Origin of the sequence: Streptomyces lunaelactis, assembly GCF_003054555.1 — a bacterium.
Taxonomy (GTDB): Bacteria; Actinomycetota; Actinomycetes; order Streptomycetales; family Streptomycetaceae; genus Streptomyces; species Streptomyces lunaelactis.
In genome coordinates, this window is record NZ_CP026304.1 from 6,563,160 (window position 1) to 6,577,300 (window position 14,141).

At 67.7% G+C, this 14,141-nt stretch carries 14 protein-coding genes; 5 read left to right on the forward strand and 9 right to left on the reverse strand.

From position 1 onward, the window contains the following. The first annotated feature begins 14 nt into the window (after positions 1 to 14). Both SLUN_RS30285 and SLUN_RS30290 read left to right on the forward strand, forming a co-directional pair. Complete coding sequence (locus tag SLUN_RS30285; RefSeq protein WP_175313211.1) at positions 15 to 1,565, forward strand: MFS transporter; 1,551 nt, start codon at positions 15 to 17, stop codon at positions 1,563 to 1,565. Between the two features lie 166 nt (positions 1,566 to 1,731). Further along, complete coding sequence (locus SLUN_RS30290) at positions 1,732 to 3,243, forward strand: PP2C family protein-serine/threonine phosphatase (protein ID WP_108155016.1); 1,512 nt, start codon at positions 1,732 to 1,734, stop codon at positions 3,241 to 3,243. 127 nt (positions 3,244 to 3,370) lie between these two features. Here SLUN_RS30290 and SLUN_RS30295 read toward each other — a convergent pair whose 3' ends face one another. The 3 genes from SLUN_RS30295 to SLUN_RS30305 form a co-directional block, all read right to left on the reverse strand. Further along, entirely contained in the window at positions 3,371 to 3,799 is a 429-nt protein-coding gene (locus tag SLUN_RS30295) for a PPOX class F420-dependent oxidoreductase (protein ID WP_108153139.1), read from the reverse strand. Positions 3,800 to 3,917: 118 nt separating this feature from the next. Beyond that, the gene (locus SLUN_RS30300; RefSeq protein WP_108153140.1) at positions 3,918 to 4,673 is read right to left on the reverse strand and encodes a nuclear transport factor 2 family protein; all 756 of its coding nucleotides are present in this window, start codon (positions 4,671 to 4,673) and stop codon (positions 3,918 to 3,920) included. 152 nt (positions 4,674 to 4,825) lie between these two features. Beyond that, positions 4,826 to 5,605 carry a nuclear transport factor 2 family protein gene (locus SLUN_RS30305; RefSeq protein WP_108155017.1) on the reverse strand — a complete coding sequence of 260 codons (780 nt, stop codon included), beginning with the start codon at positions 5,603 to 5,605 and terminating at the stop codon, positions 4,826 to 4,828. Between the two features lie 205 nt (positions 5,606 to 5,810). Here SLUN_RS30305 and SLUN_RS30310 point away from each other — a divergent pair, with 205 nt between their 5' ends. The 3 genes from SLUN_RS30310 (at position 5,811) to SLUN_RS30320 (ending at position 8,676) form a co-directional block, all read left to right on the forward strand. After that, positions 5,811 to 6,758, forward strand: coding sequence for a helix-turn-helix domain-containing protein (locus SLUN_RS30310; protein ID WP_108153141.1), 948 nt, complete (start codon positions 5,811 to 5,813; stop codon positions 6,756 to 6,758). 173 nt (positions 6,759 to 6,931) lie between these two features. After that, positions 6,932 to 7,318 carry a nuclear transport factor 2 family protein gene (locus SLUN_RS30315; RefSeq protein ID WP_108153142.1) on the forward strand — a complete coding sequence of 129 codons (387 nt, stop codon included), beginning with the start codon at positions 6,932 to 6,934 and terminating at the stop codon, positions 7,316 to 7,318. Between the two features lie 299 nt (positions 7,319 to 7,617). Continuing rightward, the gene (locus SLUN_RS30320) at positions 7,618 to 8,676 is read left to right on the forward strand and encodes a vWA domain-containing protein (protein WP_108153143.1); all 1,059 of its coding nucleotides are present in this window, start codon (positions 7,618 to 7,620) and stop codon (positions 8,674 to 8,676) included. An 84-nt stretch (positions 8,677 to 8,760) separates the two neighbouring features. Here SLUN_RS30320 and SLUN_RS30325 read toward each other — a convergent pair whose 3' ends face one another. From SLUN_RS30325 to SLUN_RS30350, 6 genes are all read right to left on the reverse strand, one after another. Further along, a complete protein-coding gene (locus tag SLUN_RS30325) occupies positions 8,761 to 9,471 on the reverse strand; it encodes an ABC transporter ATP-binding protein (RefSeq protein ID WP_108153144.1) in 711 nt (236 codons plus the stop codon). Then, positions 9,464 to 10,282, reverse strand: coding sequence for an ABC transporter ATP-binding protein (locus tag SLUN_RS30330; protein ID WP_108153145.1), 819 nt, complete (start codon positions 10,280 to 10,282; stop codon positions 9,464 to 9,466). The genes SLUN_RS30325 and SLUN_RS30330 overlap by 8 nt, the downstream gene beginning before the upstream one ends. Beyond that, positions 10,279 to 11,247 (reverse strand): branched-chain amino acid ABC transporter permease, encoded by a 969-nt coding sequence (locus SLUN_RS30335; RefSeq protein WP_108155018.1) that lies wholly within the window; start codon positions 11,245 to 11,247, stop codon positions 10,279 to 10,281. Before SLUN_RS30335 ends, SLUN_RS30330 begins: the two co-directional genes overlap by 4 nt. A gap of 68 nt (positions 11,248 to 11,315) precedes the next feature. Further along, positions 11,316 to 12,209: a branched-chain amino acid ABC transporter permease gene (locus SLUN_RS30340; RefSeq protein WP_108153146.1), complete on the reverse strand. Its 894-nt coding sequence runs from the start codon at positions 12,207 to 12,209 to the stop codon at positions 11,316 to 11,318. Positions 12,210 to 12,224: 15 nt separating this feature from the next. Next, positions 12,225 to 13,424, reverse strand: a complete 1,200-nt coding sequence (locus SLUN_RS30345) for a branched-chain amino acid ABC transporter substrate-binding protein (RefSeq protein ID WP_257153818.1) — start codon at positions 13,422 to 13,424, stop codon at positions 12,225 to 12,227. A 212-nt stretch (positions 13,425 to 13,636) separates the two neighbouring features. Then, positions 13,637 to 14,107, reverse strand: coding sequence for a hypothetical protein (locus tag SLUN_RS30350; protein WP_108153148.1), 471 nt, complete (start codon positions 14,105 to 14,107; stop codon positions 13,637 to 13,639). Positions 14,108 to 14,141 lie beyond the last annotated feature (34 nt).

Consider the following 14,141-nt stretch of genomic DNA (forward strand, 5'->3'; position numbering starts at 1 on the left):
GGGCTCGATGCGCCATGACGACCCCGCAGCCGACACCAACCTCGTTGACCGCCGCCTCGGAGAAGAAGGGCGGCGGCAACGGGATCGCGCTCCTCGTCATCGCCTCGTGCCAGTTGATGGTGGTCCTCGACATCACCATCGTGAACATCGCGCTCCCGCAGATCCAGAGCTCGCTGGACTTCTCCACCACGAGTCTGTCCTGGGTCGTCAACGCCTACACGCTCACCTTCGGCGGTCTGCTGCTGCTCGGCGGCCGCGCCGGTGACATCCTCGGCCGGCGCCGTGTCTTCATCTTCGGCGTTCTGCTGTTCGCGCTCGCCTCCCTGCTCGGCGGCCTGTCCCAGAACTCCGGCCAGCTTCTCGCCGCGCGCGCCCTGCAGGGCGTGGGCGGCGCCATCGCGTCGCCGACCTCGCTCGCGCTGATCACCACCACCTTCACCGAAGGCCCTGCCCGCAACCGGGCGTTCGGCGTTTTCGCGGCGGTCTCCGCGGGCGGTGGCGCCATCGGCCTGCTGGCAGGCGGCATCCTCGTCGAATGGCTCGACTGGCGCTGGGTGTTCTTCGTCAATGTGCCGATCGCCCTGCTCATCGTTCTGGCGACCCCGCGCCACATCAAGGAGTCCGAACGCCATCCGGGCCACTTCGACCTGACCGGTGCGCTGACATCGACCCTCGGCATGGTGGCGCTGGTCTACGGCTTCATCCGTGCTGCCCAGGAAGGCTGGCGCGACCCGCTCACGCTCGCGTCGTTCGGCGCGGCGGTGGTGCTCCTGGCTGCCTTCATCATGGTCGAGCGCCGCTCGAAGCAGCCGATCACGCCGCTGCACATGTTCGCCGACCGCAATCGATCGGGCACCTACGGAATCATGCTCAGCCTCGCCGCCGCGATCTTCGGCATGTTCTTCTTCCTCACGCTCTTCGTGCAGAACGTACTGGACTTCAGCCCGCTACAGGCAGGGCTCGCCTTCCTGCCGGTGAGCGCGCTCATCGCGGTGGGCGCGGGCATCGCCTCCCAACTGCTGCCGAAGTACGGCCCGAAGCCCTTCATGGTGACCGGCTCGATTCTGGCCGCGGTGGGTCTGTCCTGGCTGACCCTGACCGATATCCACTCCACGTATCTGGGCAGCGTCCTGGGGCCGATGCTCATCTTCAGCCTCGGCATGGGCATGAACTTCGTCTCGCTGACGCTGATGGCCGTCTCCGGAGTGCCCACGCACGAGACGGGTGCGGCATCCGGCATGCTCAACGCCACCCAGCAGGTGGGCGGTTCGCTGGGCCTGTCCATCCTGGTCACGGTCTACGGCACGGCCAGCCGCAACGAGGCCGAGGACCAGATACCGAACTTCATGGCCAACGCCACCCCGGTGGAACAGCTCAACTTCCAGCGCACCGGACAGCTCCCCCCGCCCTGGGGCGACGAGGTGCTGACCTCGGGAGTCGCCGCCGCCTTCATCGTGGCCGCCATCTTCACGGTGATCGCCGCGGTGATCGCCATTTTGGCCATCCAGGTCCGTCCCGCCGACCTGGAACGCCTCCAGGGAGGGGTCACCCCGGGACAGCCCTGAGGCCCCGCCCTGCCACGACCCGGCCCGCGTCCTTGCCGAGGTGCGGGTCGCAGGCATGCGGGGGCAGGGCATGGCCGGGGGCCGCGTACGACACCGCCCGGGCCGCCGGCCTCCCCGATCCGACGATTACTGGGGGTAATCGGTGATGCGCGCGACCGTGGGGCGCATGAGACTTGAGGACATCGCCCGCGAGGGAGGAGGTGATCTTGTGCGTGCCGACTCGCCTGACGGGCCAGGGGAGGCGTTCTCGCAGGCCGCGGCTTCGGTGGGGCTTGCGGTGCTCGGTACGGACACCAGATACCTCTTCGCGGACGCGGTCTACTGCCGCATCGCGGGGGAGGTGCGCGCGGGTCTTGAGGGCCGCGCCGTCAGCCCGCGGGCGGAGCTGAGCGTCGGCCCCGCGCAGTTCCTGGCCGCCGCGCTCGCCGACGGGCACTCCCGCGTGCATGTGACGTCGGTCAGCCGCTGCACCTGGCACCGGCTGACCATCCACGGCGAGGTGGCCGGCCTGGTGGGGCTGCTCGTCGAGACCACCTCCCCGGCCGCCCGCCCCGAGGCCGCGGACCTCGCCGAGCGGATCGGCACGACCCTCGACGAGGTGACCACGTGCCAGGAGGTGGTGAGCTACCTCGGTACCGGACTGGCCGACGCCGTCGCGGTCGACCTGCTGCCTGAGGAGCCGCCTGCCATGGGCGGGCCGGGTCTGCGGCGTGCCGCGGTGGCCGGCCGTGCGGAACTGCTTCCCCCGTACCCGCCCCGCGCCGTACTGCGCGGGCGGCTCGCCCTCGACGAACGGCACCTCGCGCTGTCGCTCACCGTCGACGACCGCGTGCTGGGCGCCCTGCTGCTCGTACGGGCGGACGGCAGTTTCGGCGACCGAGATGTGCTGATCGCCCAGTCGGCGGCCCGGCGGGCCGCCGTCGCCATCGAGCACGCCCGTATGTTCGGTCAGGCACAGCGCACGGCCGTCGAGCTCCAGCGGGCCCTGCTCACCGACCCCGGGCTCCCGCACCCGAACCTCCAGCTGGCCACGCGCTATCTGCCCGCGGGCGGCGGCGACCTGGTCGGCGGGGACTGGTTCGAGACCGTACGCCTGCACTTCGGGCGGACTCTGCTGGTGATAGGCGATGTGATGGGCCACGGCGTGGAAGCCGCGGTCGACATGAACAGCTACCGCGCCGCGCTCCGCGACGTCGCGGCCGCCGACCTCCCGCCGCACCGTGTACTGCGCCGACTGGACCGGGACATCTCCGATGTCGCCACCCGACGCTCGGCCACCTGCCTGCTCGTGAGGGTGGATCCCGCGCGTATGCTCGCCGCCTTCTCCAGCGCCGGCCATCTGCCGCCCGTCGTCTTCGGCCACGACGGCGTGGCCCAGGTGATCCCCGTGCAGGTCGGCCCGCCGCTCGGAACCGGCGTGGGCGGATACGACATCACCTCCCACAGCTTCGAGCCCGGTGACACCCTGCTGATGTTCACCGACGGCCTCGTCGAACGGCGCGGAGAGGACATCGACGTCTCCCTCGACCGCCTCGCCCGCGTCCGTCCCGACCCGGGCGGCACGCTCGACGGTCTGGTCGACGAGGTCCTGACCGAACTCGACGCCGCCCACGCGGAGGACGACGTCGCGCTCATGGCGGTCCGCATCAGGCGCAAGCAGGCACCGGACGATCAGTGACGGGGGACCGTCCGGAAACTTGGCTTCGCGGAGGGACGGCTCAGGGAGCACGAATGCGTGAGCCTGGACGCTCCCCGGGGCGGGACCGGAGCCTGGCGACGCCGGGCCGGCAGGCTCCGGTCCCGGGTCAGTCGGATATGCCGCGGACCGCCAGGACCCTGTTGATCGACACCCGCACCAGGAGGCTCCCGGGCCCGCCGTTGCGCACGCCGTACTCGGCTGCGCGGTCCTCTCCCACGTAGCGGGCTGCGATCCGGGTCGCCCAGTCGCGCACTTGCGGCGTGTCCTCGCTCACCTTCGCCCGGCCGTTGATGACGACGAAGGAGAACGGCGCCTGATCATCGTCCACGCAGATCGCGAGCCGCCCGTCGCGGATCAGGGTGCGGCCCTTGACGGAGTCCTTGCCGGTGTTGAAGACAAGGTCGCCGCCGTCCAGCAGGAACCAGACGGGTGCCACATGTGGCCGTCCGTCGGCGCGGGTTGTGGCGATCTTCGCTGTCCGGGTGCCTCGGCTGACGAAGGCGCGCCATTCGGCATCGGTCATGGGTGCTGCCATGAGTCCTGTGTTTCCTCGCAAGAGTGGGCTGCGATGTGAGCCGGAGACGGTGAGGGCCCTCCGGCTCCCGGAAGCGTCTGCCGCCACCGGCTCCGAAGCCGCATGTGGAACAACCGCGTCAGAACATGCCGTTGTCGTGGAGGGGTTCGGCAGGGATCGGCTGGATGACATCCCAGTGCTCGACGATCTTCCCGTTGGAGAGCCGGAAGAGGTCGTAGTAGGCGACCGGCACGCCGAACTCGCCCTCGGCCAGCACGAGGACGAAGTCCCCCTCGGCGATGACCTTGTGGATCGTCGTGTAGAGGACACTCTTGCCCTGCTCGGCCCAGGCGGCGGCTGCTGTGCCGAACCCGTCCAGTCCGTCACCGGCCTCCGGGTTGTGCTGGTGGTAGGTCTCGGCGGAGGTGTAGTGGGTCGACACCGAGTAGTCGGCGCCCTTGAGTACCTTCTCGGCGTACTCGGCGACCAGCTCGCGGTTGGCCTCGGTGGCCTCCAGGTCGCTGACCTGGGTGGGGCCGTCGGTCTGGGAGCGGCCGCTGGCGGTCTCCTCGACCAACGGCACCAGAGCATCCCAGTGCTCTGCGAGCCGGCCGTTCTCCACGCGGTACATGTCGAAGGCGACGAGCGGGTCGGGGCCGAAGCCGTAGTAGAGCCCGTGCAGGGCGACCAGATCTCCGTCTGCGATGGCCCGCACGCCCTCGTAACGGAACTCCGCCGGCAGCGAGGAGATCAGTTCACGCAGCGCCTCGGGGCCGTCGTCGGCCATCGCGCTGTGCTGCTTGTACGTCGGGGAGACCCAGCGGTCCACCGCAGAGGGATCCCTGCCGCCGAAAAGCTCACCCACGGCCTTGAGAACCAGATCCTTGTTGTTCATGACGCGCCTGTCCAATCCTTCTTCGCTATTACGGGGCCTCAACGGACCTTGGCGCAGGGCCTGGAGCGCCTGGCCGGTCCACCTGGGGATGCCTGATCGTGCACGCCTACCCGCACCCGCGTGCGTGGGGAGGCGGGAGGGCTGCCGGGTGGTCAGAACTTGCCGCTGCTGTTGGCCACCGCCGGAGTGGGGACGGGTTCGGCGTTGTCCCAGTGCTCGACGATCAGGCCGTTCTCGAGCCGGAAGATGTCGAAGACGGCCAGGGACGTACCCCCCGAGTCGACTTCGCTGAGGGCGACGACGAAGTTCCCCTGGCCGACCAGGCGGTGCACCTTGACGTAGGTCATCGCCTTGCCCTCCTCGGCGAGGCGGGCCGCAAAGTCCTCGAATCCTTCGATGCCATCGGCGATGTCCGGGTTGTGCTGCACGTACTGGGCCGCGGACACGTACTCCCGCAGCAGTTCGGTCTCTCCGCCCTGCAGGACCACGGCGATGAACTCCGCCACCCTGTCCTTGTTCTCCGCGGTCCGTTCATGATCGGTGACCTGGGTGGGGCCGTCGGTCTGGGTGTGTCCCGAGGGCGTGGTCCGCCCGCCGGGCGCGATCGTGTCCCAGTGCTCGACGATGCGGTCGTTCTCGTCGGTGTCGAACAGGTCGGCGGTTACCCACTGGGCCGATCCGCCGAGCTTCTGGGCAACGTGCAGAAAGACGTACGAGCCGTCCTCGATGGCCCGCACCACCTCTATTTCCCGCTGCGGATTACGTGCCAGAAAAGGCTCGAAAAAGGCGCGGAACCCTTCCTTCCCATCCGCGACACCGGTGCTGTGCTGCGTGTAGCGGTCACCCACATACGCGTCGAGGGCCTCTTGGATGTTGCCCGCGAGGATTCCCTCCAGATAGAGCCCCCGCGCGCTGTCCAGTTTGGCTGTCATGAGCAGTAAAGATCCTTCGTGAATCATCAGCAGGCTGTACGGATACGTTCCTGCTTCGCTGGCCATTCTTCCGGAAAACGGGCCTTGCAGCTCCTGGAAACGTCATCCCACGGTCTTCGCGTGGAGTGCAGGTCCTTCGCCTCCCGTATTCCGTCCCACGCTAGGCGTGCACACAGGAGCCAAACAGGTACGCTGGTGACTCGTGATGGTCGAAAGCCGACAAGAGGCCAGAGGCTCGCGGATGATCACCGAGCTTGCCTTCACCCCGCCTGTCGGCACTTCCGCCGGGGTCGAGGTCCTGTCGCTTGCGGACCTGCGGGCACGCGCCGGACCCGAGCGGCTGGCGGGGCCCAACCGGCACGACTTCCACGTCCTGGTCACCCTGACCAGCGGCTCCCTGAGGCAGACCGTGGACTTCACTCGGCACACCCTCAGCCTCGGCTCGTGGCTGTGGGTGCGGCCCGGCCAGGTGCATCAGTGGGGGGACATCACCCAGGCCGAGGGCACGCTGATCCTCTTCGAACGGGACTTTCCCGACCCGGCCACCGCGGCCGCCGCCCGCCTGGACGAACCGCATGCCCCGGTCGTACGGACACCACACGGCGAGGACATCGAGGCGCTGAACATGGCAGCTCACCACCTGGACCGCGAGTTCCACTCCCCGATACGCATGCCGGTCGATGTCCACGTCGCGGTGGAGCGCCATCTGCTGGCCGTCCTCGTCCTGCGCCTCGCCCATCTCGCCGCGCCGGCCGGCGGTACGGCGCCCGAACCGGACTCGGCGTATGTGCGCTTCCGTGACGCGGTGGAGCGCGAATTCGCCGGCACGCGGTGCCTGGAGGACTATGCGCGGGCGCTCGGTTACTCCGCACGCACGCTCTCCCGGGCCACGCTCGCCGCCGCCGGCGTCGGCGCGAAGGAGTTCATCGACCGCAGAGTCGTCCTGGAGGCCAAGCGCATGCTCGCGCACAGCGATCTGTCCGCGGCCCGGATCGCGGCCCAGCTCGGCTTCTCCAGCGCCACCAACTTCAGCAAGTACTTCCACAAGCACACCGGTCAGACCCCGATCGCCTTCCGCCGCTCCTCGCGCGGACGCCACCACCAGGCACCGTATGGACTCTCGCCTTCAGGACCACCGGCGACCGGGGGCTGAGGCCCCGGGCCGAATGCGGCAGCGGGTGCCGGCGCCGAGACAGCGGGGCTCGTATGGTCACAAGCCGACACCGCTGAAGGTCGGGCCGACAGTTCCGCCGGTGTTGAGCCAAGGCGCAAATTCCTGCGAATTGATGCTTTGGCTACTTAGCGGTAATGCCTACCGTGGCTGCCATGACCGATCTCGATCTCGAACGAAACAAGGCCACGGCCAAGGCATTCTACGACCTGTTGTTCAACGAGTGCCGTCCCGCGGAAGCGTATGACACGTACGTGGGCGACACCTATATCCAGCACAACCCCCTCGGCAGCGACGGAAGACAGAACTTCGTCGACTACTTCGATCGGATGACTGCCGAATACCCGGGCAAACGTGTGGAGTTCAAGCGCGCCATCGCCGAGGGACATCATGTCGTTCTCCACTGCCACCAGGTGTGGCCGGACGCGGAGTACGCCGGCATCGACATCTTCCGCTTCGACGACAGCGGCAAGATCGTCGAGCATTGGGACGTGCTCCAGGCCATCCCCGCCGACTCCACCAACCCCAACACCATGTTCTGAGACGCGAACCCGTCCGACGCCAACACGGGCCCACGGCCTGTCCTCACCTGCGGCGGGGCCGTCGTCACTACGCGACGGACCCCGACGATGCCCTCGACCTCTACGGCACCCGCCTGTGCTGCTAACCGGTCAAGCGCATCGCGTGGACGTGAGGAAGGAGGCGGGGAAAGTTCACCCTGTGCAGGCCGTGTGCTCGGAACACGGGCGTCTGGCGGGTGATCGTCCGTCAAGCTCCGTTGTCAGTGCCTCCCCATAGTGTGGAGACATCACTCGGGGAGCCTCGGAGAAGGAGCAGAAACGTGTCCGCCAACAAGATCCAGCACAAGGTGAATCACGTCGCGCTGGTAGTGGACTGTTCGGGTTCCATGCATCAGCACCAGAGTCAACTCGTCCGCGTCGTGGACGAGTTCGTGGCGGGCTTGAAGGCCGAGTCGGACAACCTCGGTCATGAGACCCGGATCAGCCTCTACTCCTTCGACCACAAGGTGGAGAACCTGGTCTGGGACATGGACGTGAAGCATCTGCCGTCCATGCGGGGTCTGTACAAGGTCAACAATGGCGCTACGGCCCTCATCGAAGCCTCTCTGAAGTCCCTGGACGACCTGGGCCACATCTGGGAGGCGTACGGCGAGCACAGCTTCCTCCAGATCGTGGTGACGGACGGCGAGGAGAACGCCTCCGGCGGCGACAGACGGCACGACGGCGACATGGCCATCCTCGGCCCCTGGCTCGACAAGATCGCGGCGAAGATGGGTGGGCTTCCGGGCCACTGGACTTCCGCGATCCTCGTTCCGAACTCCCTGGCGAAGCGAACCGCCCAGAACTACGGCTTCCCGGCCGGAAACATCGCCATCTGGGATGCGGATTCCCAGGAGGGTGTCGAGGAGGCGATCGGTACCGTGCGCGCTGCCGCCACCAGCTTCCTCCGTGGCCGCGAGCAGGGCGTGCGCGGCACGAAGAACCTGTTCGCGGTCGGCCAGGACATATCGGTCGACGACGTGCGGGCGAACCTCGAACCGGTCCCGGCCGACAAGTATCGACTCCTGAAGGTCGACACGGAGGTCGAGATTCGATCCTTCGTTGATTCGCATCCGGGCGTGACGTACGAACGCGGGTCGTGTTACTACCAGCTGGGCACCCGGGTTCAGGTTCAGCCCGACAAGGAAGTCATCGTGGTCGAGAAGGACACTGACCGCGCATACACGGGCGACGCGGCACGCAGTCTTCTGTTCGGCACGGGTATCCAGGGCACCGTCTCCGTGAAGGCGGGGCGTAATCCCAAGTTGGAGGTATACGTGCAGAGTCGTTCGGTGAACAGAAAGCTCAAGCCGAAGACGCGTCTGCTCATCATGCTCTGAAATTCACGAGAAGGGTCAGCCAAGCGTGGGCACCTTTCCCTCGGCCGGTGCCGGTGCCGGATCCGCAGGTCAGCGCGTAGCCGGTCACGAAACGCCGCCCAGATAGGCCTGGGCGACGCGGGGGTCGGCGGACAGGTCGGCCGCTGTGCCCTCCAACACCGTCTCCCCGTTCTCGATCACATATCCCCGATGTGCGATCTTCAGCGCAGCCGTTGCGTTCTGTTCGACGAGGAGCACCGCTGTGCCGCCGAGGTTGATGTCCCTGATCACCTGCATCACCGCGGCGACCATGAGCGGGGCCAGGCCCATCGACGGTTCGTCCAGCATCAGCAGGCCGGGGCGGGCGACGAGGGCCCGGCCGATGGCGAGCATCTGCTGCTCCCCACCGGACAGCGTCCCGCCGTGCTGGAACCGCCGTTCGGCCAGCCGGGGCAGCAACTCGTAGACCTCCTCCACCCGTTGGGCGAGTTCGGCGCCGTCGCGCACCAGATAGCCGCCGAGCAGCAGGTTCTCATGCACTGTCAGCGTACTGAAGATCCGCCGCCCCTCGGGGACGTGCACCACCCCTCGCGCGACGATCTTCGGCGGAGCGGTCCTCGTGATGTCTTCACCCGCGTGCACGATCCGGCCTGCGGCGGGTCGGACCAGCCCGGACACCGCCGACAGCGTGGTGGTCTTGCCGGCGCCGTTGTTGCCGAGAAGGGCGACCGTCTCCCCTTCGGCGACGGTGAGGTCGAGCCCCCGCAGCGCCTGCACTCCTCCGTAACGGACGTCGAGGCCGTGGATCTCAAGCATGGTGTGCCCCCTCCTCTTCGAATCCGGCGCGAGCGGCATGGACCTCGTCATCGTCGGCCGCTTGGCCGAGATAGGCCTCGATGACGGCCGGGGCCTGCCGTACCTCCTCCGGAGGACCGTCGGCGATCTCCTTTCCGAAGTTCAGAACGACCACCCGCTCGGACACCTCCATGACCAGTCCCATGTCGTGCTCGATGAGCGCGATCGCCATGCCCAGTTCCCGGATCCGGCGGATGAGGGTGAGCAACTCGGCCTTCTCGCCGTGGTTGAGCCCGGCGGCCGGCTCGTCGAGCAGTAGCAGCTTCGGTCGTCTGGCCAGGGCGCGGGCGATCTCCACCCGGCGCTGCTCGCCGTACGGGAGGTGACGCACAAGACCGGCCCGGTCGCCGCGGAGCCCGACGAAGTCCAGCCATGTGTGGGCCTCGTCGGTGCTCTCGCGCTCGCTGCGCCGGTAACGGGGGGTGTGCAGCACCGCGTCGAAGGCGCTCTGCCTCAGCCACAGATGGGTGCCCGCCCGTACGTTGTCCAGAACCGACAGCTCGCCGAACAGCCGCAGGTTCTGGAAGGTGCGGGCGAGGCCGCGGGCGGCGACCGCCGACGGGCGCAGGCCCGTCACGTACTCCCCGGCCAGCCGGACGGCGCCCCCGGTCGGCTGGTAGAACCCGCTGACACAGTTGAACGCTGAGGTCTTACCCGCGCCGTTGGGGCCGATGATCGAGACGATCTCGCCCTCATCGACCGAGAAAGTGAGGCCGTCGACGGCGCGGACTCCGCCGAAAGCCAGCCGCAGATCCGTTACCTCGAGAATCACTCTTCCTCCTTCGCCGGCGCGCCGGGTGCGCCGGGCGTGCTCCGCGCCGCCGTGTAGCCGGGCTCGCGCGAACGGTGCGGCCAAAGGCCCTGCGGGCGCAGCAGCATCACGACGATGAGCAGCACGCCGAACACGAAGTAGCGGTAGTCGGCCAGGCCCCGCAGCAGTTCGGGCAGCAGACTGATGACCACGGCGCCGACCACGACGCCGGGGGTGGAGCCCATACCGCCGAGCACGACCGCCATCAGGACGAGGGCGGACTGCAGGAAGGTGAAGCTGGCCGGGGAGATCGCCGAGAGCTGGCCGGCGAACAGCACGCCCGCGAGTCCGCCCCAGACGGCACCCGCGACATAGGCCGCCAACTTGACCCGGTAGGTATGGATTCCGCTGGCCTCGGCAGCGTCCTCGTCCTCCCTGACGAATCGCCAGGCGCGGCCGATACGGGAGCGGCCGAGCCGCGCGGCGAAAAGCACCGCGACCGAGACGATCAGTACGGCGGTGTAGTAGAAGACGACCGGGTCGGAGAGCGTGTCACCGAACAGCCCGGGGATGCCGTAGATCCCTGAGGGACCACCGGTCATATCCAGGTTGCTCGCGACGATCCGGATGATCTCCCCGAAGCCGAGCGTCACGATGGCCAGATAGTCGCTGCGCAGCCGCAGCGTGGGACCTCCGATCACCACTCCGGCCACCACGGTCACCACGATGACGACGGGTACGGTGGCCAGGAGCGGGACCTTCAGCTCCGTCGCGAGTACCCCGCCGGTGTATGCGCCGACCGCGAGGAAGGCGGCGAAGCCGAGGTCGAGCAGACCGCAGTAGCCGACGACGATGTTCAGACCGACGGCGAGCATCACGAAGATGACCGCGCTGGTCATCACGTTCATCGCGTACGGAGTGGCGATGACGAACGGGGCGAGCAGGGCGGTCATCAGCCCGGCCCAGCCCAGCCTTCGGCTTTCCATCAGCCGCGTGACGATCGAGGGACCGCGACCTCTGACGGGCTTCACCGGTGGGTTCTGAACGGCGGTCATCACACTCGCTCCGTCACACGCTCGCCGAGCAGGCCGGTCGGCCGCACGGTCAGGAAGAGGATGAGGAAGCCGAAGGCGAACACATCGCGCCACTGGCCTCCGAGCCAGTCGGTGCCGAAGGACTCCAGCAGCCCCAGGACCAGGCCGCCCAGCATGGTGCCCTTCATATTGCCGATGCCGCCGATGACGGCCGCGGTGAAGGCCTTGAGCCCGATGATGAAGCCCATCAGGAAGTCGATCTTTCCGTAGTACGCGCCGGACATGACTCCGGCGGCGCCGGCCAGGGCCGAACCGATGAAGAAGGTGCGGGAGATGACCGCGTCGACGTTGACGCCCATCAGCAGGCAGGCTTTCGGGTCGAGCGCGATGGCGCGCATCGCCCGGCCCTGGCGGCTGCGCGTGACCAGGGCGTTCAGCGCCACCATCAGCCCGGCGGCGATCACCATGAGTACGAGCTGCTGAACGGTGATCTTGGCACCGAGCACCTCCACGGCGGTGCCGTCGAGACGTACCGGATAGACCCTCGGGTTGGGGCCCGCGACGATGCGGACGCCGTACTCCAGCGCGAACGACGCGCCCACCGCGGTGATGAGCAGCGAGAGGCGCGGCGCCCCCCGCAGCGGCCGGTAGGCCACCCGCTCCAGCGCGACGCCGCCCAGGCCGGTCGCCAGCATCGTCATTACGAGCACAACGAAGAGCGAGAGCAGCGAAGTTGAGGGGACGAAGCCGCCCAGCGCGCCGAGCATCGCGAACCCGGAGAACGCTCCGAGCATATAGAGGTCACCATGGGCGAAGTTGAGCAGCTTGATGATCCCGTAGACCATGCTGTAGCCCAGGGCGACCAGGGCGTAGAACGAGCCGACGAACAGCCCGTTCCAGATGAGCTGTGCCATGCGAACCCCTCCGGGCTACTTGAGGGAATCCCGCAGGACGAATTGCCCGTCCTCGACGCCGAGAATCACGAAGCCACCGTTGCTCAGCGTGTGGTCGGCGGTGAACTTCAGGGGACCGGAAAAAGTCTTGAAGCCGTCCATCGCCTCGAGCGACGCGGTGACCTTGTCGCCGTCGGTACTGCCGGCCTTCGTGATGGCCTCGGCGGCGACCCGGACGGCGTCGTAGGACTGGGTGGAGTACGGGCCGGGTTCGGCACCGAACTCCCCCCTGTAGGAAGCGATCCAGCTCCCGGCGCCCGGAGTGGTCTGGGGGGTCTGGGTCATGGTCGCGAGGACGCCCTCGCCGTGTTCGGCGCCCGCGATCTTGACGAGCTTCGGGTCGACCGATCCGTCGCCGACGAGGAACTTGCCCTTGTACCCGGCCTGGCGGAACTGCCGGATCAGCAGACCGCCCTCCTGGTAGTAGCCGGTCCAGTAGATGTAGTCGGGGGACGACTTCAGCACGCTGGTGACATTGGGGCTGTAGTCGCTCTCACCCGGGTTGACCGCTTCCTCGACGGCCTTGGCCGGAGCGCCCGTGGTGCCCAGCTTGGCCCAGGTGAGGTCCGCGATGTCCTTGGAGTAGCTGGTGTTGTCGTTCATGACGGCGACCTTCTTGGCCCCGTCCTTGCTCAGCCAGGCGACCGCGGCGGCAGCCTGCTGACTGCCCGTGCCGTTGATGAGGAAGACATGCTTGAGGTGCTGGCTGACGAGCTGGTTGGAGTTGGCCGCCGGAATGACCATGGGGATCTTCCGCTTGTCGAAGATCGGCAGCGTGGGCAGGGTGGCGCCCGAACAGTAGCCGCCGACCGAGACGGCCGCGTGCGCCGCGACCAGTTTGTTGGCCGCCGCGACCGCGGTCTTCGGGTCGCAGGCGTCGTCCTCCACCTGCAGCCGCAGCTTCCGGCCGAGGATGCCGCCCTTGGCGTTGATCTCGTCGACCGCGAGCTGCGCACCGTTCTTCATGTACGGACCGGTGTCCGCACTGCTGCCGGACATCGGGATGGCCATGCCGAGCACGATGGGGCCCTTGTCGTCCCCTTCGGCGCTGCCGCCGACCAGTCCGTTGCAGCCCGTGGTGGACAGTGCGGCCACCGCAAGGAGCGAGGTCAGCGCCACGACTCGGGACGTGGTGCGGGCGGTTGCGGGCAGAGCGGGGATGGCGGGTCTCTTCACGGGGGCACGCTCCTTTGCGAGGTAATGCGGACGTCGGGTGTGAGGACCTGGGGGGATCGCTGAGCGGGCGACACGGTGAGTGGCAGCCGGCTCAGAACGCGGCTCTTGTCTCTGCAGGGCCATAAGCCGCGCCGACACCATGTGGCATGTGACATTTCACATCGCACTGGAGTGGTCGGTCAATGGCTGGAACCCGACCGTTATCCCGACCGTTATCCCGGCCGGTCTCTCGCAAGCCTCTGCCGGGCCTTGGCGTCATCGGCGGCGCATGCCGATGATGGCGCCATCAAACCGGGCGGCTCCGGTCCGCAGCGCCTCGGGACGTGAAGGGGCGGGAGTTCCAGCACCATGCAGCCGAAGCCGGTGATCCGTCTGACGCTTGCGGAGGCCTCGAGATCGTGCACGGAGAAGACGAACGGCCCGGGTATCAGCAGCACGTCGTAGATGCCGCAAGCCACCACGTCCATAAGCCTTTCCAGGCCCGGCAGCGGCCCTCGGGAGCGCAAGCCGTTGTCCAGGTAGATCGAGGGCTCAGGCAGTCCGAGTTCTCCGGCATACCTGCGAAGTGCGACCCGATGCGGCTCCATTGCCCAGGTATCGAAGGGAAAGCACCGAAGGTAGCCTGCGATCCTGACTGTGCCCCGCTCGGTAATGTCGAGGTCCACGAACTCCTCCTCCGCCATCAGATTCTCCGGCCATAAGGGGATTTCACCTGAT